The sequence below is a fragment of the Kribbella sp. NBC_01484 genome (assembly GCF_036227145.1).
Lineage (GTDB): Bacteria > Actinomycetota > Actinomycetes > Propionibacteriales > Kribbellaceae > Kribbella.
The window spans coordinates 3708990-3731740 of sequence record NZ_CP109437.1 but is presented as its reverse complement, the minus strand read 5'-3'; the positions used below and the strand labels follow the sequence as shown (position 1 = coordinate 3731740).

Annotated in this window: 19 protein-coding genes; 10 read left to right on the top strand and 9 right to left on the bottom strand. The window is 68.7% G+C overall.

Annotated elements, in window-relative coordinates:
* The first annotated feature begins 3 nt into the window (after nucleotides 1–3).
* Nucleotides 4–453, top strand: coding sequence for an EVE domain-containing protein (locus OG555_RS18410; RefSeq protein WP_329484132.1), 450 nt, complete (start codon nucleotides 4–6; stop codon nucleotides 451–453).
* On the opposite strand, the gene OG555_RS18405 is transcribed toward OG555_RS18410, so the two are convergent.
* Nucleotides 444–1655, bottom strand: a complete 1212-nt coding sequence (locus OG555_RS18405) for a pyridoxal phosphate-dependent aminotransferase (protein WP_329484131.1) — start codon at nucleotides 1653–1655, stop codon at nucleotides 444–446. The genes OG555_RS18410 and OG555_RS18405 overlap by 10 nt on opposite strands.
* A gap of 30 nt (nucleotides 1656–1685) precedes the next feature.
* Nucleotides 1686–2288: a TetR/AcrR family transcriptional regulator gene (locus tag OG555_RS18400; RefSeq protein ID WP_329484130.1), complete on the bottom strand. Its 603-nt coding sequence runs from the start codon at nucleotides 2286–2288 to the stop codon at nucleotides 1686–1688.
* A gap of 96 nt (nucleotides 2289–2384) precedes the next feature.
* Here OG555_RS18400 and OG555_RS18395 point away from each other — a divergent pair, with 96 nt between their 5' ends.
* A complete protein-coding gene (locus tag OG555_RS18395) occupies nucleotides 2385–3014 on the top strand; it encodes a VC0807 family protein (RefSeq protein ID WP_329484129.1) in 630 nt (209 codons plus the stop codon).
* A gap of 168 nt (nucleotides 3015–3182) precedes the next feature.
* Nucleotides 3183–4475, top strand: a complete 1293-nt coding sequence (locus OG555_RS18390; RefSeq protein WP_329484128.1) for a winged helix-turn-helix domain-containing protein — start codon at nucleotides 3183–3185, stop codon at nucleotides 4473–4475.
* A gap of 66 nt (nucleotides 4476–4541) precedes the next feature.
* Here the strand turns inward: OG555_RS18390 and OG555_RS18385 are convergent, their stop codons facing one another.
* From OG555_RS18385 to OG555_RS18370, 4 genes are read right to left on the bottom strand one after another with little or no spacing between them, the layout of a single operon-like run.
* The gene (locus OG555_RS18385) at nucleotides 4542–5786 is read right to left on the bottom strand and encodes an MFS transporter (protein WP_329484127.1); all 1245 of its coding nucleotides are present in this window, start codon (nucleotides 5784–5786) and stop codon (nucleotides 4542–4544) included.
* Nucleotides 5783–7147 (bottom strand): GH1 family beta-glucosidase, encoded by a 1365-nt coding sequence (locus OG555_RS18380; protein WP_329484126.1) that lies wholly within the window; start codon nucleotides 7145–7147, stop codon nucleotides 5783–5785. The genes OG555_RS18385 and OG555_RS18380 overlap by 4 nt, the downstream gene beginning before the upstream one ends.
* Complete coding sequence (locus OG555_RS18375; protein WP_329484125.1) at nucleotides 7137–7667, bottom strand: YbjQ family protein; 531 nt, start codon at nucleotides 7665–7667, stop codon at nucleotides 7137–7139. The genes OG555_RS18380 and OG555_RS18375 overlap by 11 nt, the downstream gene beginning before the upstream one ends.
* A gap of 27 nt (nucleotides 7668–7694) precedes the next feature.
* Nucleotides 7695–10847: a penicillin acylase family protein gene (locus tag OG555_RS18370; protein ID WP_329484124.1), complete on the bottom strand. Its 3153-nt coding sequence runs from the start codon at nucleotides 10845–10847 to the stop codon at nucleotides 7695–7697.
* 120 nt (nucleotides 10848–10967) lie between these two features.
* Here OG555_RS18370 and OG555_RS18365 point away from each other — a divergent pair, with 120 nt between their 5' ends.
* On the top strand, nucleotides 10968–12056 hold the full coding sequence (locus tag OG555_RS18365) for an aminotransferase class V-fold PLP-dependent enzyme (RefSeq protein ID WP_329484123.1): 1089 nt from the start codon (nucleotides 10968–10970) through the stop codon (nucleotides 12054–12056).
* Nucleotides 12057–12110: 54 nt separating this feature from the next.
* On the opposite strand, the gene OG555_RS18360 is transcribed toward OG555_RS18365, so the two are convergent.
* Nucleotides 12111–14033 carry a DEAD/DEAH box helicase gene (locus OG555_RS18360; protein WP_329484122.1) on the bottom strand — a complete coding sequence of 641 codons (1923 nt, stop codon included), beginning with the start codon at nucleotides 14031–14033 and terminating at the stop codon, nucleotides 12111–12113.
* Nucleotides 14034–14445: 412 nt separating this feature from the next.
* On the opposite strand from OG555_RS18360, the gene soxR reads away from it, so the two are divergent.
* From soxR to OG555_RS18345, 3 genes are all read left to right on the top strand, one after another.
* Nucleotides 14446–14919 (top strand): redox-sensitive transcriptional activator SoxR, encoded by a 474-nt coding sequence (gene soxR / locus OG555_RS18355; RefSeq protein WP_329484121.1) that lies wholly within the window; start codon nucleotides 14446–14448, stop codon nucleotides 14917–14919.
* 188 nt (nucleotides 14920–15107) lie between these two features.
* Nucleotides 15108–15809 carry a snapalysin gene (gene snpA, locus OG555_RS18350; RefSeq protein ID WP_329484120.1) on the top strand — a complete coding sequence of 234 codons (702 nt, stop codon included), beginning with the start codon at nucleotides 15108–15110 and terminating at the stop codon, nucleotides 15807–15809.
* Between the two features lie 118 nt (nucleotides 15810–15927).
* A complete protein-coding gene (locus OG555_RS18345; RefSeq protein WP_329484119.1) occupies nucleotides 15928–16407 on the top strand; it encodes a hypothetical protein in 480 nt (159 codons plus the stop codon).
* Here the strand turns inward: OG555_RS18345 and OG555_RS18340 are convergent.
* On the bottom strand, nucleotides 16404–17441 hold the full coding sequence (locus tag OG555_RS18340) for a LacI family DNA-binding transcriptional regulator (protein ID WP_329484118.1): 1038 nt from the start codon (nucleotides 17439–17441) through the stop codon (nucleotides 16404–16406). The two genes, OG555_RS18345 and OG555_RS18340, sit on opposite strands and share 4 nt — an antisense overlap.
* 205 nt (nucleotides 17442–17646) lie before the next feature.
* Here OG555_RS18340 and OG555_RS18335 point away from each other — a divergent pair, with 205 nt between their 5' ends.
* Nucleotides 17647–18726, top strand: coding sequence for an ABC transporter ATP-binding protein (locus OG555_RS18335; RefSeq protein ID WP_329484117.1), 1080 nt, complete (start codon nucleotides 17647–17649; stop codon nucleotides 18724–18726).
* A 77-nt stretch (nucleotides 18727–18803) separates the two neighbouring features.
* On the opposite strand, the gene OG555_RS18330 is transcribed toward OG555_RS18335, so the two are convergent.
* Entirely contained in the window at nucleotides 18804–19772 is a 969-nt protein-coding gene (locus tag OG555_RS18330; RefSeq protein WP_329484116.1) for a glycosyltransferase family 2 protein, read from the bottom strand.
* A 45-nt stretch (nucleotides 19773–19817) separates the two neighbouring features.
* Here OG555_RS18330 and OG555_RS18325 point away from each other — a divergent pair, with 45 nt between their 5' ends.
* A complete protein-coding gene (locus OG555_RS18325) occupies nucleotides 19818–22295 on the top strand; it encodes a YfhO family protein (protein ID WP_329484115.1) in 2478 nt (825 codons plus the stop codon).
* A gap of 134 nt (nucleotides 22296–22429) precedes the next feature.
* Nucleotides 22430–22735: a metal-sensitive transcriptional regulator gene (locus tag OG555_RS18320; RefSeq protein WP_405071092.1), complete on the top strand. Its 306-nt coding sequence runs from the start codon at nucleotides 22430–22432 to the stop codon at nucleotides 22733–22735.
* The last annotated feature ends 16 nt before the right edge of the window (nucleotides 22736–22751 follow it).

Here is a 22751-nt window from a genome sequence, read left to right as displayed (position 1 = left end):
TAGGTGACTACTACCTCTCGACCTGAACGAGCCTGGCTCGGTGTCGTGTCGGCGGACCACGCCCGGCGCGCCACCGAAGGCGGCTTCATCCAGCTCAACCACGGCAAGCGGTACGGCGTTGCCCGACTCCAGGCCGGGGATGGGTTCGCGATCTACTCCCCGACCGATCGACTCGGCGAGAAGACGCCACTCCGGGCGTTCACCGCGCTCGGAGTGGTCGCCGACGCCGAGCCCTACCAGGCGGAACCGATGTCGATGGGTGCCCACGGCATCGTTCGCCCCTGGCGGCGCCGGGTCGACTTCGACGCCGTACAGCCGGTCTGGCTCGCCGAGATCACCGCCGAGCTGGACCTGACCCGGCAACCCAACTGGGGCTATCAACTCCGCCGCGGCCTCGTGTCTCTCGCTCCTAGCGACTTCCTGCTGCTGCGGAGTGCGATGGCTCAGCGTTGACGGTACGTGTCGAGGAAGGTGGCGATGCGGGTCAGGGCGTCTTGGAGCTGATCCTTGTGCGGGAGCGTGACGATCCGGATGTGGTCCGGTTCGGGCCAGTTGAAGCCGGTGCCCTGGACGATCATGATCTTCTGGGCGCGGAGCAGGTCCAGCACGAACTGGCGGTCGTCGGTGATGCCGAACACCTTCGGGTCGAGCCGCGGGAACACGTACAGCGCGCCCTTCGGCTTCACACACGTCACGCCGGGGATCTGCGTCAGCAGTTCGTACGCCGTGTCCCGCTGCGCCAGCAGCCGACCACCGGGCAGGACCAGATCCCGGATCGACTGCCTTCCACCGAGTGCGGTGGCGATGGCGTGCTGGGCCGGCATGTTCGCACACAACCGCATGTTCGACAGGATCGTCAGGCCCTCGAGATAGCTGGTCGCCTGGTGCTTGGGACCGCTGACCGCGAGCCAGCCGCAGCGGTAGCCGGCCACCCGGTACGCCTTGGACAGTCCGTTGAAGGTGAGCGTCAGTACGTCGGGAGCCAGTGACGCGACCGGGATGTGCACGGCGTCGTCGTACAGGATCTTCTCGTAGATCTCGTCGGCGTAGATGAGCAGACCGTGCCGGCGGGCGATGTCGACCAGCGTCACCAGCAGGTCGTGGTCGTACACGGCACCGGTCGGGTTGTTGGGGTTGATGATCACCAGCGCCTTGGTGCGGTCGGTGATCTTCGCCTCGATGTCGGCCGGGTCCGGCATCCAGTCGGACTGCTCGTCACAGCGGTAGTGCACCGGCGTACCGCCGGCCAGCGCGACCGCCGCGGTCCACAGCGGGTAGTCCGGCGCGGGGATGAGGACCTCGTCCCCGTCCTCGAGCAGCGCCTGCACGGCCATCTGGATCAGCTCGGAGACGCCGTTGCCGATGTAGATGTCGTCGATGTCCAGGTGAACGCCCGCGGGCTGGTAGTGCTGCACGATCGCGCGCCGGGCGGACGGCAGGCCCTTCGCGTCACCGTAACCATGCGCGTCGGCGAGGTTACGGACGATGTCCTCGAGGATCTCCGGCGGACATTCGAACCCGAACGGCGCCGGATTCCCCGTGTTCAGCTTGAGGATCCGATGCCCCGCCGCCTCCAGCCGCTGCGCCTCCTCCAGCACCGGGCCGCGGATCTCGTAACAAACGTTCGCGAGCTTGGACGACTGCTTCACCGACATATCCGAAACCTTAGCCGCGGCATGTCAGCCTCAGGTACGACGCTCAGCCCGTGCCCGCGAGGTCAGCGGGAGGAACACCTCGTCGACGATCTCGGTCAGGACGCTGCCGGGGACACTGGTCGCGCCGTTCAATGCGTACTCGTTGCGGAGCAGATCGACGGCGACCGTGGCGACGCGGGGTGTGAGTGCGGCCGGGTCGACCTCGCCTCGGCTCGCTGCCCGGGCCAGCACCGTCAGCCACACGCCGATGCCGGCTCGGGCCATCTGGTCGCGCAGTTCACGCAGCAGCTCCGGGTCGGACTGGATGTCGGTCAGCAACTCTCGGAGGATCCGTCCGACCGGGGACGACAACCGGTCGTTGGCACGGGTGAGCAGGGCGAGCGCGTCCCCACGGAGCGAACCGGTGTCGGGTGTTGCCTCCGGGTTGGTCGGCAGCATCTGCCGATAAGCCGCGATACTGAGCGCCGCACGGCTCGGCCAGCGCCGGTAGATGACGTTCTTCGCGGTCCCGGCGCGGGCGGCGACGCTGTCCATGGTCAGGCGGTGGTAGCCGACCTCGTTGAGCTCCTCGACCGCCGCATCGAGGATCGCCTGCTCGAGGGCGGCGCCCCGCCGGCGCGTCACCTGGGTCATCCAACCTCCCGTGAGAGATACCCAGAGTATCCCATGACATCTGACCTAATCACGCTTGTCACACACCTCTTAAGCTACTGACAGTAGCTTATCTGATTGAGAGAGGTTCTGATGGACAAGCGGAAACTCCTGCGGGGGTTGCTCTGGGACGTCGGCCTGCCGGCCGTCGTCTATTACGGCGGGCGGGCCCTCGGGTACGACGTCCTCCCGGCCCTGGCCGCGGGCGGTGTCGCGGCGCTGATCCGGGTCGCGTTCGTGGCCGTCGTACACCGTCGGCTGAACGGACTCGGGGCGTTGGTGGGTGCGAGCTTCGCCCTGCTGCTCGTGTTGTCGCTGCTCACCGGCGACCCGCGGATCCTGCTGGCGCGCGAATCGGTCCTGTCCGGCGCGGCCGGGCTGCTGCTCGTGGGCTCATGCCTGACCGGCCGCCCGCTGATCTACACGCTGGCCCGGAAACTCAACGCCGGCAAGCCGGAACTCCTCGCCGAATGGGACGAGCGCTGGCACACTCAGCCGCAGTTCCGCCGCCGCTTCCTGAAGCTGAGCGCCGTCGTTGGGGGTGTGCTCCTGGCCGATGCGATCGTCCGCCTGGTGCTCGTCTACCTGCTGCCGGTCGACGTCATGGCGAACCTGTCACCGGTGCTGCACGTCGGCTCTCTCGCAGTGCTGGTCGGCTGGGGCCTTTGGTACCGCAAACGTGCAGTGGAGCAGGCCCATGCGCGGTAGGGCGGCCGGTGGACCCGCGGGGATGGCGGACGTGCGGGCCATCACAACTGGCCGAGTGAGGCCGGCGGCCGCCGGACGTCCGCGGCGACGGGGCATCGTGATGGCCTGGCGGTCCGCCATCGTCACGTCCACCCGCGTGATGGGCCGGGGCGGGGATAGGTTCGGCTCATGGTGGCGGTTGGTGATGAGATCTCGGTCGAGGTTGCGCGGCGGATCGCCCTGGACGCGCAGGGGTTCGGGGAAGCGCGGCCTGGCGGGCGTGCGGATGTACGGGGGCTGCGGAAGGCGATCGACTGGGCCGGAGTGCTGCAACTCGATTCGGTGAATGTGCTGTGCCGGTCGCATTACCTGCCGGTGTTCGCCCGGGTCGGGGACTACGCGCGTACGACGCTCGACCGGATCAGCTGGGGAGACGGCCGGGAGCTGTTCGAGTACTTCTGGGGACACAAGGCCGCGCTGCTGCCGTTGAACTACTACCCGTTGCTGCGCTGGCGGATGCGCGCGGCGGAGCGGCAGGTGTGGGACCAGGAGCTGAGCCCCGACGTGACCGCGCCGTGGTCGGTGGTCGCGGGAATGCGGCGGCTGAGCGCCGAGCGACCCGGGTACGTCGACCAGGTGCGCGCCATCGTCACCGAGAAGGGCCCGCTCACGGCCGGCGAGGCGAGTCCGGACGGCGTACGGCGGAAGCGGACCGACGCGGATCCGGATCCGACCACCGGCCGGATGTGGAACTGGCAGGACGCGAAGATCGCCATCGAGTACTTGTTCTGCACGGGTCAGGTGACGATCGCGGGACGGCGGAACTTCGAGCGCGTCTACGACCTCACCGAGCGCGTGCTACCGGCCGACGTACTGTCCGCACCGGAGCCGACCGCGGACGAGGCCCGCCGCGAGCTCATCCGGATCGCCGCCCGCGGGCTGGGTGTCGCGACAGCGAAGGACCTCTGCGGCGCCGGCCAGGGTCACTTCACGTTGCCCACAGCAACAGCACGCCAGGTCATCGGCGAGCTGGTCGAGGCCGGCGACCTGATCCCCGTCCGGGTCGAAGGCATCACCCAACAGAGCTACCGCTGGCACGAAGCCAAGGACCGCCCCATCAACGCCCGAGCGCTCCTCTCACCCTTCGACCCGCTGATCTGGAACCGCGACCGCACCCACCATCTGTTCGACTTCTTCTACCGCATCAGCATCTATACCCCGGCCCCCCAACGCACCCACGGCTACTACGTCCTTCCCTTCCTCCTCGGCGATCGCCTGGTTGCCCGAGTGGACCTGAAGTCCGACCGCCAAACCTCCACCCTCGTGGTCCCCACCCTCACCCCCGAGCCCAACACCCCGGACCCCACCGAACCCCTGTCCGCCGAACTCCACCTGATGGCCGCCTGGCTAGGCCTCAACCACATCAAGGTCACCGCGACCAGCCCCCTCGGCCGCTCCGTCGCCCGAGCAGTCGCCGTCTGACAACTAGGCAGGTGGCGTGGCGGCGCGAGTGAGGCTGTCCTCGATGCGCTGAAGGACTACCAGCGTTCAATCGACTGAGCGGATCTGGCGGACGAGTACGGCGGCCAGGGCGGTGACGATGGAGGCTAGGAGGTAGAGGACGGGGTAGCCACCGAGGTGTTTGACGATCGGGGCGGCGATAGCGGGGGCGAGGACCTGGGGAAGAGAGTTGGCGATGTTGATGACGCCGAGGTCTTTGGCGCGATCCCGGGCGCTGGGGAGGACCTCGGTGAGCAGGGCGAAGTCGACGGAGAGGTAGACGCCGAAGCCGGCGCCGAGGATGATCGCGCCGGTGATGGCGCCGGGCCAGGTCGGCCAGACGGCGAGGACGACGCCCGCCGCGGCCATCACCAGGCCGGAGCCGGTGACGAAGACCTTGCGCCGGGCAACGGAATCCGACCACTTCCCGCACCCGATCGCGGTGCACAGCACGCAGACGCTGTAGATCGCGGTCAGGATCAGTACGCCGGTGTCCGGATCATCGACGCCGACCTCATCCTGCAGGTAGTAGAAGAGGTACAGCGTCCCCAGCGCGTTCCCCACGTTGAACAGGAAGCGGGTCAGCCACGCCCACCCGAAATCCGGATACCGGCGCGGGCTGATCCAGAACCCGCGGAGGAAGTCCCGCACCACGAGCGGCGGCCGCTGCGCCAGCCGGGAGTCCCCGCTCCGCCACAGATACGGTACGACGGACAACAGCAGGAAGACCGCACACGCGACGTACCCGAGGCCGATCCCGCCCGCGGCAGTGGCCAGCGCGGTCCCGACCAGCGCACCGAGTACCTGCGAGATCGCCACCCACCCACCGACCACGCCACGCTGCGAGACCGGGACGCGGTCCGGCACAGTCGCGGTGATGGCCGCCAGCAGCGCGTTCCCGAACAGTTGCATCAGGCACCAACCGAGCAGCATCAGCCCGATCACGTCCGCCCCGGCCAGGACGAACAGCCCGGCAGCGCCTCCCAGCGCACCCGCCGCCACCCACGGCACCCGGCGCCCGTGCCGCGACAGGGTCCGGTCCGAGATCGCCCCGAACGCCGGATTCGCGACCACCGACACCGCCGCGCCGACCCCGGTGACCAGCCCGAACACGAACTCCTTGTTGCCCGGAGCAACTGCCTCCGACTGCTTCGCGAGCAGCACCTGGATCGGCCCGAGCCACGCCGCGAACACCCCCACGTTCGCCAGTACGACGGCCGCCGTCCACCGCGCCCGGACGGGTATGGTCGGTTCCGCGAGAGCCGCCGGCACCACCCCCGGCTCCGGAATCATGGCCGGCTCTGGGCGATCACGTCACGAAACCAGTGGTACGACGCTTTCGGAGTCCGCACCTGCGTGTCGAAGTCGACGTGCACCAGGCCGAACCGCTGCGAGTACCCTGCGGCCCACTCGAAGTTGTCCAGCAACGACCACTGGAAGTATCCGCGGACGTCGATCCCGTCGTCCATTGCCGCGCGCAACGATCGCAGATACCCGTCCAGATAGTCGATCCGCCGCTGGTCGGACACCACCCCGTCGACGGGATCGTCGTTGACCGCGCACCCGTTCTCGGTGATGTAGAGGGGTGGCAGCCGATCGCCGTACCGGTCCTTGAAGATCCGCAGGATCTCGCCGAACGCGGCGGGCACCACCGGCCAGCCGAAGTCGGTGGTCGGGTAGCCGGTGAGCTGGCGTGGTTCGAAGGGCAGGCCGGGCGGGAGTTGGATGCCGTCGGTCGCGGCGGTGTCGGCCTGGCCGGTTGCGGCGCCGACGGACACGGGTGCGTAGTGATTGATGCCGAAGAAGTCGATCGGGGTGGAGATGACGGTCAGGTCGTCGACGACGGGTCCGGGCATCGCGGCCTCGAAGCCCGGCGGATATGTCCCGAGCAGGACCGGATCGGCGAACAGCCAGTTGATCAGGTTGTCGTACAGCCCGGCCGCTTCCTTGTCCTCGACGCTGTCACTGGCCGGCCAGGTCGGCGCATGGTTGGAGGCGATGCCGATCTCGGTCGCCCCAGCCGCGCGCAACGCCTGCACCGCGCGGCCGTGCGCGAGCAACTGATGATGCGCGACCGGGAGCGCGTCGAACAGCAGTTCCTTCCCGGGCGCGTGTGCACCGAGCGAATAGCCCATCAAGGTGAGCACCATCGGCTCGTTGATCGTGATCCACTGCGGCACCCGGTCCGCGAACCGCGCGGCCAGCAGCGCCGCATAGTCCGCGAAGCGATCACAGATATCCCGAGACAGCCACCCATCCGCGTCCTCCAGCGGCTGCGGCGTGTCCCAGTGGTACAGCGTCGGCGCCGGCCGGATCCCGGCGCCGAGCAGCGTGTCGATCAGCCGGTCGTAGAAGTCCATACCGGCTGCCGCCGCCGGCCCGCTCCCTGACGGCTGGATCCGCGGCCAGGAGAACGAGAACCGGTACGTGTCCACCCCCAGCTCACGCATCAGCGCGACGTCCTCGGCGTACCGGTGGTAGTGGTCGCACGCGACCGCGCCGGTGTCGCCTCCCCTGATCCGGCCGGGCTCGGCGCAGAACGTGTCCCAGGTGGAGGGACCGCGGCCGCCCTCGGCCACGGCACCCTCGATCTGGTACGCCGACGTCGAGACCCCCCACTGGAATCCGGGCGGAAACGTCAAGTCACCTGTCATTCGCATCATCCTCATCGGGCTTGCTGTCCTGAACCCGCGGCGGCTCGACCTTCCGCACGATCACGGCCGTGCCGTACGCCGCCACCTCACTCATCGTCTGCGCGATCTCGTTGCAGTCGAACCGCATCGCCAGGATCGCGTTGGCGCCCAGCTGCTGTGCCATCTGGCACATCCGCATCACCGCGACGTGCCGCGACTCGGCCAGCATCTGGGTGTACTCCGGCACCTCGCCACCGCCGAGCGACCGGAAGCTCGCGGTGAAGTTCGACCCGAAGTCACGGCTTCGCACGGTCAGCCCGAAGACCTCGCCGAACACCTTGTCCGCGGTGTACCCGGGCAGGTCGTTCATCGTCGAGACGAGCACCGGGTACGGCGAACCCTGCGGAGCCACCTGCGGCGGACCCTGCTGGTACCCCTGCGGCGGTGCATAGCCCGGCGGCGGACCCTGCTGGTAACCCTGCTGCGGCGGGTACGGCTGGTTCGGGTTCGGGTTCGGGTTCGGAGGATAGTTCTGCGTCATACGCTCATCCTGACAGGCCTGTGGTGCTCACTGACGGAAGACCTGAAGCTCATAGAGCGAGTACCCGTACGACGTCGCCCGCTGCGTCCCGGTGACCCGGACATACCGCGCCGGAACGGCGCCGAATCGCAGCACATCCTCGCCCCCGTTCCCCGTGGTCGTCGCGTACACCTGCTGCCAGTTCGTCCCGTCCCGGGACACCTCCACCCGGTACGACTTCGCGTACGCCGCCTCCCAGTTCAGCACCACCCGCCCGACCGGCTGCTCGTTGCCGAGGTCAACCTTCAACCACTGCGGGTCCGACCAGTCGCTGGCCCATCGGGTGTCGAGCTTCCCGTCGACCGCGTGCGCCGGCGGCGAGTTGAACCATCCCGTCTCGTAGCTGCTCGCGGTCGCGGTCTTCCCGGCGGCGAGGTTGCTGACATCGTCACCACGCCGTGCCGGGAACTCGACCACCTGCTGGTACGTCGGCCGGTTGACCCAGGCGATGCGGTCCTGGGTGATCCCACCCATCGGCTGGTGCACGATCTGGTCCGCGCAGAACTGATCGCCCACCGCACAGTCCGCAGTCGCCGGGTACGTCGTCGCCGCCGGCACCTTGGTTGCCGCCAGCAAGGAGTTGGTGAGCACCGACCGGCACGCGGCCAGTGAACCACCGCCGCAGAAGGTGACCGGCTGTGGCGTCTTCACTGGATCCCCGAGCACCTTGCGCAGGTCGCGCTGAACGAAACCCCACCACCCGCTCTGGAACGCGGAGCCCTGCGCACTCGGCCGCTCGTCGATCTTCAGGTTCGCGACCAGAGCGCCGTACAGGTCGGGCCCGAGGTCTTTGAACTCGGCCGGGACCAGCAACGGCCACCACGCGTCGAGGATCCGGATTGCGTCGGCGTTGTCGTACGTCTTCGAGGACGCGTTCGGCGTCTTGCGGTGACTGCCGGCCTGCTGCCACGCGGTGAGCTTGGCGACCGCGTCGGCGACGGCCGGATCTGTGATCGGGGCCGACTTCAGTACACGAAGTAAGTAAGGCAGCACCTGATCGCCCCGGAGGTCGACGGTGGCAGCGTCCTCCATCGCCTCGACCAACTTGCCGCGGGTGAATTTCTGGCCGCTGTTGATGACCACCTTGATCCGGTCGTCGAGCGGCTGGCTGCGATAGACCGAGTTGTATCCCCACTGACCGTCGGACGCGGAGAATCCGGGCGCCTGCTTGTTGTTCCAGCTGGTCAGGTAGTCCTGGTTGACGACCTGCGGGTGCTGCGCGGGCGGGGTGTACGTGGCCCGATTGGTCACCGGGTTCCAGCCCTGCCACTCGTAGGAGCTCCAGGTCGGCAGGTTCGGGTCGGCGCCGGCCGCGCGGACCGGGTTGTCACCGGAGTTGAAGTACGCGATCGAGGACTTGTCCGCGTAGAACCAGTTGAACGTGTACCCGATGTTGGCGGCCGCCTGCTGGAAGTCTGCCGCCGAGTGAATGCGGTCTGGGTCGTTGAACTGCATGAAGCCCAGCGCGGACCCGGCTTCGTTCCCGTACGTCGATCGGTTCCTGGTGAACACCACCGGGCGGCCGCCGACCGTGCCGCGATCCGTGACGATCCCGTACTTGGTGCGCAGGGCAACCAGCGTGTAGGACCCGGCCGGCTCCGACGACCCGAGGCTGGAGTACCACGCGTTGTGCCGTTCGAGCCGCTCGATCGGGACACACTGCCCGCGGAACTCGTAGTACTGCGAGTTCTTCGTCGGCGTCCCGCCGCCCGGCTCACACAGCGGTACGGCGAAGGTGTCGGTGATGTCCTGCCCCGCCGACGTCGCGCTCCACGAGTAGTCGGGGCCGCGCCCGATCAGCGTGTAGAAGTTGAGCCCGGCGAACGCGATGCCGCGCGAGCTGACGCCCGGGCCTTGGAGCTCCTGGCGCATCAGCAACTGTGGCGCGAAATACCCGGTCTGTGGGCCGTAGACCGCGACCGGGTTCCCGCTCTCGGTGTGGGCGCCGGAGACGAGCAACGCGTTCGACATGCCCTTCTTCCCGAAGCCCTCGGGGAACAGGCCGCCATCGAAGATCCCCTGGAGCGCTTCCGACTCCTTCGGTGCGGGCTTCGCCGCGGCCTTGGCGTTGACGGTCTGGTCGATCACCTCGGGTTCGGGAGTGACCGAGCCGCGGTCGGGCATCGCGCGACCGGCCGGGTCCGGACCGGTCGTGCCGTACGGGAACGTCGTACCGTTGTGCACCGTCGTACTCGCTTCCGGGTCGTTCTGCGAGCGGAACGACTCCCACACCTTGGTGCCTTCGGCAACGCCGTACTTCGCCTGTGCCTCGAGCAACGCCAAGGCCGACGTGACTTCCTGGCCGCCGCCGGTGCCGAAGATTCCCGCGACCACAGCGGCCGTGGCGACCACGTCGGTCACCTTCCACGGCTGCGTCGGCCAGTCGAGGCCGAGCGCGACGTACTCACCGGGGTACGCGATGCCGACCGTGGTGATGTAGTTGTTGACGCCGTCCACCCAGGCCTGGATGTCCTGCTGCATCTTCACGCCGTCGGCGCCGTACAACTCGTCGGCGTCGTCGTACTGCCGCTGCAGATCGGCCTCGGTGTACGGCGCGGTCCGCCAGAACTCCTGCTCGAACGCGCGGTTCGCCGCCGCACCACCCGCGAACGGGGTCAGCTGACCGCGGCCGAGGTGCCGGAACACGTCCATCACGAACAGCCGGTCCTGCGCGCCGGCGTACCCGGCGCCGAACATCACGCCCTGCCGGGTGGTGCCGGTGATGTGCGGGATCCCGCGGGACTTGTCCCGCACGATCGTCACATCCGCGCGCGGATGGATCGTGCTCGCCACATCGCCCGGTTTCACCCCGAGCGACGAGTCGTCGTAGTACGGCGCGAGGCCGTCGTCGGTGATGCCCTGCGAGTTCCAGACCAGGTCCTGATACGGCTTCACGGTGTCGCTGAAATGGGCCGGTCTGATCCCCAAAGCCTTGAAAGCAAGGAGATCCGTGAAGGTCGCGTTGCCGTTCTGCCCGGGCGGCAGGATGTCGCGGCACTGCCCGGCGCAGTAGTCGGCCGGGGTGGCCGCGGCCGCTTCCGGCGTCGCGTGGGTGGGGGTCGGCAGGGCGGCCAGTACGGCGGTGACGGCCAGCGCGGCGATGGTACGAAGGGCGCGGGTTCTGGGTGCGGGGCGGGGCACGGAATCCTCCCTCGGTCGGGGTGAAAATGAGAATGACTCACCAGTAGCTTCGGGTCAAGAGGTCGGATTGGCTCAGGTACTGTCCAAGTACTGACAGTCACCACTACTGTGAGCAGCACCATGAGCATCCATGAGCGTTATCGGTTGAGTGTGGTGATCAACGCCAAGGGGACTTTCACGCCACTGGGGGTGTCGCGGAGTTCCGACGGGGTGGCGACGGCCGTCGCACAGGCATTACCCGAATTCTTCGTGATGGACGAGCTCGGCGACCGCGCCAGCGAGGCCATCGCCCAGGTGACCGGCGCGCAGGCAGGCGCGGTCGTCCACTGCACCGCGGCCGGCATCACGCTCGCGGTCGCGGCCACCATGACCGGCGGAGACTCGCGCCGGATCGCGGCGTTGCCGGACGCAACGGACATGCACCACCGGGTCGTGATGCCGGCCTGCCACGTGGTCGACTACGGGCATTCCAACCTGCAGGGCATCCGGCTGTCCGGCGCGCAGGTGGATCTGGCCGGCGACGAAACCCGTTGCAGCATCGGGGATCTGGAGGAGGAGCTCGACGGTCCGGACGTCAGTTGCCTGTTCCTGGTCTCGTCCCGGCTGACGCAGGGCGAGCCGCTAGACCTGGTCGCCGCCGTACGGGCCGCACACCGTCGCGGCGTCCCCGCGATCATCGACGGCGCCGCCCAGTTCCCGCGGATCGCGGACCTGCTGGCAACCGGCGCGGACCTGGTGCTGGTCAGCGGACAGAAGTACCTCGGCTCCCCCACCGCCGGCCTGGTCGCCGGCACCTGGCCGCTGGTCCAGGCGGTGCGCGCGCAGGAGAAGGGCATCGGCCGGGTGATGAAGCCGACCAAGGAGGCCATCATCGGCGTCATCGCGGCGCTCGAGGAGTGGCAGGCCTTCGATCGGATGAAATGGGAAGCCGACGAGCTGGCCAAGGTGCTCGCGTTCGCCGAGGCTGCCGCGCGGATCCCGGAGGTCTCGGCCGAGGTGGTCCCGGATCCGACCGGGCTGCAGGTGTCGCGCGTACTGCTGAAGGTGAAGGACGCCAAGCGGGTCGCGACCGAACTCGAGGCCGGGGTGCCGCCGATCTATGTGATGACCGACCGGGTCGCCGACGACGAGTTGATGCTCGAACTCATTCCGCTCGACGCGGACGAGATCGCGACCGTCCTGGCCAGGCTCTGGGCGATCCTGACGTAGGCGAAAGGCCCGGTTCCCCTTGGATTACAGGAGAACCGGGCCCTTTCAGTTGCCTCAGTGCTGGTAGGACTTCCGCTCGGTACGACGGGGTCCGTTGCTGCCGCGGTTGCCCGGACGGCCGCTGCCGTAGCGCTTGCCGCCCTTGCCACCGCCCTTGGAGAACCGCTGCGGCTTCGGGGCCGGCAGCTTCACCGGGTACCCGGACGGCTTGGTGCCGCCGGTCAGCTCGGTGACGAGGTCGTCGCCCGGACGGGCCCGAACCGGCTCGGCCTTGACGCCGGCGGTCTCGGCCATCCGCATCATCCCGCGCCGCTGGTGCGGCAGGACGAGCGTGACGACGGCACCCTTGCCACCGGCGCGCGCCGTCCGGCCGGCACGGTGCAGGTAGTCCTTGTGCTCGGCCGGCGGGTCGGCCTGAACCACCAGGCCGACGTCGTCGACGTGGATACCGCGGGCCGCCACATCCGTTGCCACGAGCACCGGCACCGAACCGTCCTTGAACTGGTCCAGCGTCCGGTTCCGGACACCCTGGGTCAGGCCCCCGTGCAGTGCCGCGGCCATCACGCCACGATCGCGCAACTGGGTGGCGACGCGGTCGGCGCCCAGCTTGGTGCGGACGAACACGATGGTCCGGCCGTCGCGGCTGGCCAGCTCGGCCGTCAGCGACTGCTTGTGCCCCGGCTCGATCACCAGCAGGTGGTGCTCCATCGTGCTCACCGACGCCTGGCCGGACTCGGTCGAGTGCTGCACCGGGTCCTTCAGGTAGGTCTTCACGATCTTGTCGACGTCGTTGTCCAGCGTCGCCGAGAACAGCAGGCGCTGGCCTTCCGGCGGCGTCATGTCGAGCAGCGTGGTGACCGCCGGCATGAAGCCCATGTCGCACATGTGGTCGGCCTCGTCGAGGACGGCGATCTCCACCGCGCCGAGGTCGGCCGCGCCCTGCTCGCACAGGTCGATCAACCGGCCCGGCGTCGCGATCAGCAGGTCGACACCGCGGCGAAGCGCGTCGATCTGCTTCGGGTACGGCAGACCGCCGGCGATCAGCTTGATCGACACGTTCATCACGTGCGCCAGCGGCTCGAGCGCGTCGTGAACCTGCATTGCGAGCTCACGCGTCGGGACCAGTACGACGCCGCGCGGCCGGCGCGACTCCGTGTGGCCACCGGCCAGGCGCATCAGCGTCGGCAGACCGAAACCGAGCGTCTTGCCCGAGCCGGTCTGACCGCGGCCGAGGACGTCCCGGCCGGCCAGCGCGTCCGGGATGGTCGCGGTCTGGATCGGGAACGGGGTGGTGATCCCGTCCCGCGCCAGCCGCTGCACCAGCCCCGGCGCCAGGCCGAGCGCGGCGAACTGGTTGTCCGCAGCAACGGTCCCCAGGTCGATCGGCTCGTCCCGCTTGGTCTCGGTGAACGACGGACGCTCCCGCCGCTCGTACTGCTTGTCGTCGCGCCGGTACGGCGCCCGCTCGCTCCGCTCGAACTTCGGGCGATCGGCGCGGTCGAACTGCGGCCGGTCGCTCCGCTCGAACTTGGGCCGGTCGGTGCGGTCGTACTGCGGGCGATCGCTCCGCTCGAACTTCGGGCGGTCAGTGCGGTCGTACTGCGGGCGGTCGGCCCGGTTGGTCTGCGGGCGGTCGCCGTACTGCGTCCGCTCACCGCGGTCGATGCGGGTGCGGTCGTCGCGGTTGTAACGGGCCGGCTGGGTCGCGCGCTCGGCGCGGTAGCCCTTCACCGGGCGCCGGTCGTTGTCGGACCGGCTGCCGGTGCGGGCGCCGCGGTCGGAGTACTGCGACGGGCCGCCGCGGCGCTCACCGCGGGCAGCGTCGTTGCGCACCTCGCCGGTCGGCGTGGTGGCGGCGTCCGCGGCCATCCGCTCGCCGTACGACTGGGTCTGGAACTTCTTGTGCCGCGGCTTCTTGATCCGTCCGTCGGCCTGCTCGCCGGCGGTCGGCTGATTGTCCTGGTGGTGCTGGGTCACGCAAACTCTCTCTCAACGTCACGGACGAATGGCCGGATCGCAACCGCACGCGAGCGCCGGTCACGGACGTGACCGGACGGAACGTGCTGAGCAGGAGACGGGCATCGACCTGCGGGCGCATATCGCGTTGCACCCATGTCGCCGGGGACCTTCAGCGGGATGCTGAAACCGACGGGTCGGAGCGCCTGGGGAAAATCTCTGGTGACGCGACGCGCGCACCGACCTGAAAAGTATACCCGACTCCCACCCCTCCCCCGACCACCCCGCCATCTACCAGACCACCCATCGCACTGGTGTTCCACCTTGAGCACCCACCAACCACGAAACCGCGGTCCAGATGGTTGCCCCGTGCACAAGGTGGCCGCAGTTCAAGTGGGCTTGAGTTTCTGGCGCCTCGTCCTAGGGTGGCCGTATGGGAGAGGTGAACGTCCCCAGCAAGGAGCATTGGCTCTCGATCGGGGAGATCGCACAGCGGTCCGGAGTGGCGGCATCGGCGTTGCGGTTCTACGAGGATCAGGGCCTGATCGACTCACGGCGGACGGCCGGCAACCAGCGGCAGTACCAGCGCAGCACCTTGCGGCGGATCGCGTTCGTCCAGGCGGCCCAGCGGGTCGGCCTCGCGCTCGCCGAGATCAAGGAGGCGCTGGACTCGCTGCCCGACGACCGGACCCCGACCCGGGCGGACTGGAGCCGGTTGTCGAAGGCGTGGCGCAGCCGGCTCGACGAGCGGATCTCCGAGCTCGAGCGGCTCCGCGACGACCTCGACAGCTGCATCGGCTGCGGCTGCCTGAGCCTCCAGCGCTGCAACCTCTACAACAAGGCCGACCGCCTGGCCGACCGCGGCCCCGGCGCCCGCCTCCTCAACGTGGGCATCCCCGGCGAGTGAGCTGACCGGAGGAGTTCGGGTCATACCGATCCGGTTATGACCGGCATAGAACGGACGCTGTGATTCGCGGGTTATCCCCAGGGTTTTCCGCGACCGGGTGCGCAGAACCCGGACTCTTGGCACCATCCGGGGGTAGCGAACGGTAATCCGCCCGTCGCTATCCGCCACCGACCGGAGTGAGGCCCTCCATGTCGCATCGCCGTATCCTGAGTTCGCTCGCGGGGCTCGCCGCCGCAGCCCTGGCCGTCCCCACCTTCGCCGCCCCCGCCTTCACCGGCACCGGTCCCACCGCCTCGGCCCCGGCCACCGACTCGTCCGTCTCGACCGCCGCCAGCCGGGCCGCGTACGTCGGTTCGCCGCAGGACGAAGCGGCCACCAAGGCGTTCTACGACGCCGTGATGAAGTCCGCCCAGGCCAAGATGGCGCAGCAGGCCAAGGCCGGCCGCAAGGTCACGGCCGTCACCGTCACGTACGCCGTCGACGCGCCGAGCTTCCAGTCCCAGATCAACTCGAGCACGTCGATCTGGAACTCCTCGGTCAGCAACGTCAAGCTGGTCGAGGGCAGCAACTACGACTTCTACTACACCGAGGGCAACGACCCGCGCGGCTCGTACGCGTCCACCGACGGCCACGGCAGCGGGTACGTCTTCCTCGACTACGCCCAGGCGCAGCAGTACGACCCGACCCGGATCACCGCCCACGAGACCGGCCACGTGCTCGGCCTGCCCGACCACTACTCCGGCCCCTGCTCCGAACTGATGTCCGGCGGCGGCCCCGGCCCGTCCTGCACCAACCCCTACCCGGACGCCACCGAGCGCTCCAAGGTGAACGCCCTCTGGGCCAACGGCAAGGCCAGCCTCCCCACGGCGGCCTTCCACCTCTCCAAGTGAGAGGTCGCATCTCCAAGTAACCACCCCGAGGCCTCCGGCCCGGAACCCGCCCGGCAGGGGACGGCTTCCGGGCCGGAGCTCTGCGTACGATGCCCCTCCCGCCACCTACCCTGATCCCGTGCGTAGGTGGGTGGGGATCTGGGGCGCCGCGGCAGCCTGCTGTGCGGGCCTGACCAGCTGCACGGTCCCGCCGGGCGGAGTCGTCGGCGTGACGGTCGACGCCCAGGGCGCAGCTGTGATCGTCGTCCAGATGTGCGAGGGGCACATCGACGGCGCGACGCTGTATCGGGATGACGAGACGCTCGGCAAGTGGGAGGTCAGCTCTCCGGTGACCGGGTTCTCGCAGTTCACCCTGGACTCCGGCGGGAACGGCTGGGCTGTGGTCGGGGAGCTCGAGGGGCGCGACCCGGAGCAGCAGTACACGATCTACGGGTGGTCGACCGACAACAGCTGGTCCGCGAACCACCTCGACTTCAGTGACCGGGATCTGTCCGGCCTCAAGCCTGGCACCGTGCTCGTGCCGGAGCGCGAGCAGGAAGGACACAGGTCCGAGTCCCTCGAGGACTTCAAGACGAAGACCTGCGAGGACTGGACCTAGCGCGCCGGCCCGGTGGACCCCCGGACGACGAGCTCCGGCCGGAACAGGAACTCCGTGTGCGGTGTGGTGTGGCCGCGGACCTCCTCAAGCAAAGACTGGACGGCGGCCAGGGCCATGGATTGGACTGGTTGGCGGATGGTCGTCATCGGGGGGTCGGTGAACTCCATCATCGGGGCGTCGTCGTAGCCGACGACCGAGATGTCGCCGGGGACGGACAGGCCGCGCTGGCGGGCGGCCCGGATGACGCCGAGCGCCATCATGTCGGAGCCGCAGATGACCGCGCTGACCTGGGCGTCCAGCAACTGCTGGGCCGCCGCGGCGCCGCCCTCGACGCCGAACATGCTCAACGCGACCAACGGATGCAGGTCCTCGTCGGAAACGCCCAGCTGGGCCTTCATCGAGGTGCGGTAGCCGGCCAGCTTGCGCTGCACCACGATGAACCGCTCCGGCCCGGACGCGAACCCGATCCGACGGTGGCCGAGGGCAACCAAATGCGAGACGGCCAGCTCCATCGCGGCGTACTCGTCGGACGACACGAACGGCGCCTCCACCCCGGGCAGCCAGCCGTTCACGAACACCACCGGCAGCCGGCGGTCCACCAGCGCCTGGTAGCGGGCGTGGTCGGCGCCGGTGTCCGCGTGCAGGCCGGAGACGAAGATGATCCCGGAGACACCGCGCTCCAGCAGCAACTCGACGTACTCCTCCTCGGTCGCGCCGGACGGCGACTGCGTGCACAGCACGGGCGTGAAGCCACGCTGCGACAGCGCCGACTCGATCACCTGGGCGAACGCCGGGAAGATCGGGTTGATCAGCTCCGGCATCACCAGCCCGATCAGGCCCGCCGACCGCCGCCGCAACCGGGTCGGCCGCTCGAACCCGAGGACGTCGAGCGCCGTCAGGACCGACTGCTTGGTCTCCTCCGCCACCCCCGGCTTGCCGTTCAGCACCCGTGAGACCGTCGCCTCGCTGACCCCCGCCTTGGCTGCGATGTCCGCCAGCCTCGCTCTACTGCTCACGCGGGGCACTGTACCCATCGGCGGTTGACGTTGCAGCAAGATCCTGCAAGAACTTGCAGACTGAGACTGCGCACAGTTGTCCACTACGTGAACAGAATGGACACGTCACACGCCGTACAGCTTGTCAGGACGAGCGGGGCGGGCGAGGATGAACGCACCCCCGCCCGGGGGCCTTTACTCGGATCGTCCGGCACGTTCCTGCCGGTGAAGGGAAGTAATCGTCATGGCCACTGTGTCTTTCAAGTCGGCAACCCGGATCTACCCGGGTGGTGACACCCCCGCCGTCGACAAGCTGAACCTCGAGATCGAGGACGGCGAGTTCATGGTTCTCGTCGGCCCGTCGGGCTGCGGCAAGTCCACCTCGCTCCGGATGCTCGCCGGCCTCGAAGAGGTCAACGAGGGTTCCATCTACATCGGCGACCGCGACGTGACGCACCGTCCGCCGAAGGAGCGGGACATCGCGATGGTGTTCCAGAACTACGCGCTCTACCCGCACATGTCGGTCGCGGACAACATGGGCTTCGCGCTGAAGATGCAGGGTGTCTCCAAGGAGGACCGCGCCAAGCGGGTCATGGAGGCGGCCAAGCTGCTCGGCCTGGAGGAGTACCTGGAGCGCAAGCCGAAGGCGCTGTCCGGTGGTCAGCGTCAGCGTGTCGCCATGGGTCGCGCGATCGTGCGTAACCCGCAGGTCTTCCTGATGGACGAGCCGCTGTCGAACCTCGACGCCAAGCTGCGCGTGCAGACCCGCACCCAGATCGCCGAGCTGCAGCAGCGCCTCGGGGTCACGACCGTGTACGTCACGCACGACCAGGTCGAGGCCATGACGATGGGCGACCGGGTGGCCGTCCTCAAGGACGGTCTGCTCCAGCAGGTCGACACCCCGCTGAACCTGTACGACGCCCCGAAGAACAAGTTCGTGGCCGGCTTCATCGGCTCGCCCGCGATGAACCTGCTCGAGGCGGACCTGGTCGAGGGTGGCGCCAAGCTCGGCGACTACACCGTCCCGGTCGATCGCGCCATCCTGGCGAAGGCCGGCAACGACAAGACCCTGACCCTGGGTGTCCGGCCGGAGGCCTTCAAGGTCTCCGACGAGGGTCTGCCGGTGAAGGTCGCCGTGGTCGAGGAGCTCGGCGCCGACGCGTACCTGTATGGCACCGCGGAGCACAACAACGAGCACCAGCAGATCGTCGCCCGGATCGACGCCCGGATGCCGGTCGAGAAGGGCTCGACCATCCGGCTCGCGGCCGTGCCGGACAAGCTGCACCTGTTCTCCACCTCCACCGACGAGCGGCTGATCGCCTGATCGCCGCTACGACGCAACGCAGCGGCCCCGGGTGGTTCGTCCACCCGGGGCCGCTGCACGTTCTGAGGTCACACTGCCTAAGGAAGCTGCCGGCTGCGCGGGGTCTGGGTGGCGGGGCGGTCGATCGGGTCGATGTTGCTCTGCTTGAGCAGGTAGTGCGGCCGATGCTTGGTCTCGTAGTAGATCCGGCCGATGTACTCGCCGATCACCCCGAGCATCACCATCTGCAGCCCGCCGAGCCCGGTGATCGCCGCGATCAGCGTGACGTACCCGGGCATCTGGACCCCGTTCAGGACCGCGTTCACGATCACCCAGACGGCGTACCCGGCGGCGACCGCGGTGAGCAGCAGGCCGACGTAGATCGCCAGCCGCAGCGGCCGGTTGTTGAACGACAGCAGCCCGTCCAGCCCGTACTCGAGCAGGCGCCGGAACGTCCACCGGCTCTTCCGGTCCGGCTGCTTCACGTTGTCGTACTCGAACAGGATCGACTCGAACCCGATCCAGGCGAACAACCCCTTGGAGAACCTGTTGTACTCGCCCAGCTCCAGCAGCCCGTCGACCGCTCGCCGCGACAGCAGCCGGAAGTCGCCGACCCCGTCGACCAGCTCGACGTCGGCCCAGCGGTTGATCAGCCAGTAGTACGTCCGCGCGAAAAGGGTCCGGGTCGCCGGGTCGCCGGTCCGGGTCCGGCGCGCGATCACCTGGTCGAAGCCGCGCTCGTACTGCTCGAGCATCCGGCCGATCAGCTCCGGCGGGTGCTGCAGGTCGGCGTCCATGATCACTACGGCGTCGCCTCCCGCGTACCGCAGGCCGGCCAGCATCGCGGCCTCCTTGCCGAAGTTCCGGCTGAAGGACAGGTAGCGCACCGCCTCGTCGGCGGCGGCCAACTTCACCAGCTCGTCGAGCGTCCCATCAGTACTGCCGTCGTCGACGTACACGATCTCGTACGGGCGGCCGGTCGCGACCAGCTCGCGGCTGAGCGCCTCGTGGAACCGCGTGACCACCTCGACCTCGTTGTAACAGGGCACCACTAGGCTCAGACGCATCGTTGTGCTCATATGCACCATCCAGGGCGAGCAGAGGGGCGGCCGGTGGATTCGGACAGCAGAGCGGTACGACGGCGCTCGGCACTGCTCCCCGCGCTCGTCGCCGGCGTGCTGGTGGCGGCGGTCTTCACCGCGTCCGGAATCATCCGCGAAACCTATCCCTTCGGCTCACTGTCCCGCAGTACCAACGATCTTGGCACGCAGTACATCCCTTTCTTCGCTCATCTGTGGGACATCCTGCACGGTCGTGCCCAGGGCGACCTGCTCTTCAACTTCCAGAGCGCGTTCGGCGTCGGCTTCCTGGCCGACTACGGCGTCGATCTCGGCAGCCCGTTGTCCCTGCTGGTGGGTCTGTTCCCGCGCGACCAGATCGACCTGGCGGTCTACGTCATCACCGTCCTCAAACTCAGCCTGGCCGCGGCCGCCATGGCGGTCCTACTCCTGAAGATGCACAAAGGACCCCGTTGGGTTGCGGCGATCTTGGCAGCGTCGTACGGCGTCTGCGGCTGGGCCCTCGACGACGGGTCGTACGTGCCGATGTGGCTGGACGGCCTGATCGCACTGCCGATGTTCTTCCTGGTGGCCGAGTGGTCACTGCGCCGGACCAACCGGCTACTCAGTGTGCTGGTGGTCGCCGTGTTCTGGGTGTCCAACTTCTACACCGCCTACATGGCAACGATCGCGGCTGGGATCTTCCTGCTCGCTCGGGTGCTGACCAGTGACCTCAGCTGGCTGCTGCGGCTGCGGGTGGTGGTGCGGCACGGCATCTCGTCCGTGCTCGGCCTGGCCCTGGCCGCGCCCATCCTGCTACCGGTCCTCACCGCCAACGACGCCGCAACGCCGTCGCCGTCCGGTGTGTTCAAGGCGTCGCGGATCGACCTGTTCCTGTCCCGCCTGCTCCCGCTGTCCGAGGGCGTCGGCCGGACCGCGAGCCTGTACGTCGGAACGGTCGCCCTGCTGCTCGCCCTGACGATGCCGTTCAACCGCTTCGTCCCGCTCCGGACCAAGGTGGTCTGGGTGGTGACGACGGTCCTGCTCACGCTCTCCTTCCGATGGGCGCCGACGCAGGAGATGTGGCACGGCTTCGACACCCCGAACGGCAGCCAGTACCGCGAGGCGTTCGTGCTCTGCGGCGTGATCGTCGTCCTCGGTTGGTTGGCGGTCGCGTACGGCCTGCCCGGCCCGATCGCGGTGCTGTGCGGCGGCGCGCTGCTGGCCGTGATCGCGGTGCTGTCCATCGGCAGTCCGTTGCTGACCCGGCACGCGATGACCGTCCTGATCGCATCCGGAGCCGTGACTATGGTTGCGTTCGGCACCATTTGGGCCGTCCGGCGTTCCGCGGCCCTGCGCCGGCACAAGTGGCCGGTCGTGGTCGCCTTCGCCGTCCTGATGGTCGTCGTCGCCGTGGAGACCACGTGGACCGCGGTGGTGACCGACGAGGAGCGCGCGAAGGTGCTCAGCGCGACGGAGGGCCCGTGGGACGCCGCGCAGACCAAGCGTCACGACACGGTCGCAGCGGCTCAGGACTGGCCGCAGTTCCGGACCGAACCGGGCACGTCGATCACGCCGAACGATCCGATGCTGCTCGGTGGCCAGGGCGCCGGCCTCTACAGCAGCCTGCTGCCGTACACGCTGAACCAGACGTTGACCGATCTCGGCTTCGGCTGGTCCGGCTACGGCCGCGCGTCGCACACACTCGACAACCCGGTGACCGATGCGATCTTCGCGGTCGGGGCCAGGCTGCAGTTGCGGGCCAGCGGCCCTACCATCACCCGGTCGGTGGCACCCCCGCTCGTCACGGTCCGGCGGAATCTCGGCCTGACCGACACCTCGAGCGCCTACGCCGCCCAGGAGCGGCTGCTCGGGACCAAGGTGTACGAGATCCCCGACTACAAGGGCACCAGGTTCGCCACCGGTGAGGTGAAGCTGGTCGGGGCTTGCACTCCCGGGACGACTGCGTTCCTGAACCTCCCGCGGGTGAACGGCCGGGCGCGGCTGGCCGACGGCATCTGGCACGAGCTGTCCGCGACCCGCCGGCCCGGTATCAACACGAACAGCGCGATGGTCCAGCTGGGCACCGTACCGAAGTCCGGCGTCGTGCTGATCGAGGTCAACTTCGGCGACGCTCCGCAGGGCATCCCGCCGAAGGGAGCGGTCGGCTGCCTTGATCGGCAAGCCCTGGCGAAGGCGGTCCGGCGGCTGCGGGCGAGCGGGGCGACGGACGTGGAGGCCGGCGGTCACTCGATCCGGGCGACGCTGCCGCCGGGCAGCAAGGGGTACGCCGTGGTGTCCGTGCCGCGGGTGTCCGGCTGGCAGTGCTCGGCCGGGGACGGAAAGGCTCAGAATCCACGGGACTACGGCGGTCTGGTCGCCGTACCCCTGACCGGCAATGCCGACCGGATCGCGTGCACGTTCATTCCGCCGGGTCTGCGGCGCGGCCTGGCGATCGGCGCGGCCTCCGCCGCGCTCACCCTCGGGATCGTGCTGTTCGGGTGGTGGTGGCGGCGACGCGTCAGGAGCTGACGTCTCGGCCGGGTCTCTGACCGGGGCCGCCAAATACCCCCTATTGGTATCCGTGCAGGACTTGCGCTTGATACCCATAGGGGGTACTTTTCTGTGTGTCGACATACCCCCGAGGGGTAGATGAGGAGCTTGTGATGACCACCGACGCCGACGGCCACGTGCACGGATACACCGCCGAGAAGAGCAGCCACCTGAAGCGGCTGCGGCGGATCGAGGGCCAGATCCGCGGTCTGCAGCGGATGGTCGAGGAGGACAAGTACTGCATCGACATCCTCACCCAGGTGTCGGCCGCGACGAAGGCGCTGCAGTCGTTCTCGCTCGAGCTGCTCGACGAGCACCTCTCGCACTGCGTGGTCGAGGCCGCGCAGAAGGGCGGCGCCGAGGCCGAGGAGAAGGTCCGCGAGGCCTCCGACGCGATCGCCCGTCTCGTTCGTAGCTGAAAACTCTCAAGGAGTC

Coding starts and splice junctions, on each gene's coding strand:
- OG555_RS18405 (WP_329484131.1), bottom strand. CDS start 1,655: ATGTCGGTGAAGCAGTCGTCCAAGCTCGCGAACGTTTGTTACGAGATC.
- OG555_RS18400 (WP_329484130.1), bottom strand. CDS start 2,288: ATGACCCAGGTGACGCGCCGGCGGGGCGCCGCCCTCGAGCAGGCGATC.
- OG555_RS18390 (WP_329484128.1), top strand. CDS start 3,183: ATGGTGGCGGTTGGTGATGAGATCTCGGTCGAGGTTGCGCGGCGGATC.
- OG555_RS18385 (WP_329484127.1), bottom strand. CDS start 5,786: ATGATTCCGGAGCCGGGGGTGGTGCCGGCGGCTCTCGCGGAACCGACC.
- OG555_RS18380 (WP_329484126.1), bottom strand. CDS start 7,147: ATGACAGGTGACTTGACGTTTCCGCCCGGATTCCAGTGGGGGGTCTCG.
- OG555_RS18375 (WP_329484125.1), bottom strand. CDS start 7,667: ATGACGCAGAACTATCCTCCGAACCCGAACCCGAACCCGAACCAGCCG.
- OG555_RS18365 (WP_329484123.1), top strand. CDS start 10,968: ATGAGCATCCATGAGCGTTATCGGTTGAGTGTGGTGATCAACGCCAAG.
- soxR (WP_329484121.1), top strand. CDS start 14,446: ATGGGAGAGGTGAACGTCCCCAGCAAGGAGCATTGGCTCTCGATCGGG.
- snpA (WP_329484120.1), top strand. CDS start 15,108: ATGTCGCATCGCCGTATCCTGAGTTCGCTCGCGGGGCTCGCCGCCGCA.
- OG555_RS18340 (WP_329484118.1), bottom strand. CDS start 17,441: ATGGGTACAGTGCCCCGCGTGAGCAGTAGAGCGAGGCTGGCGGACATC.
- OG555_RS18335 (WP_329484117.1), top strand. CDS start 17,647: ATGGCCACTGTGTCTTTCAAGTCGGCAACCCGGATCTACCCGGGTGGT.
- OG555_RS18330 (WP_329484116.1), bottom strand. CDS start 19,772: ATGCGTCTGAGCCTAGTGGTGCCCTGTTACAACGAGGTCGAGGTGGTC.
- OG555_RS18320 (WP_405071092.1), top strand. CDS start 22,430: ATGACCACCGACGCCGACGGCCACGTGCACGGATACACCGCCGAGAAG.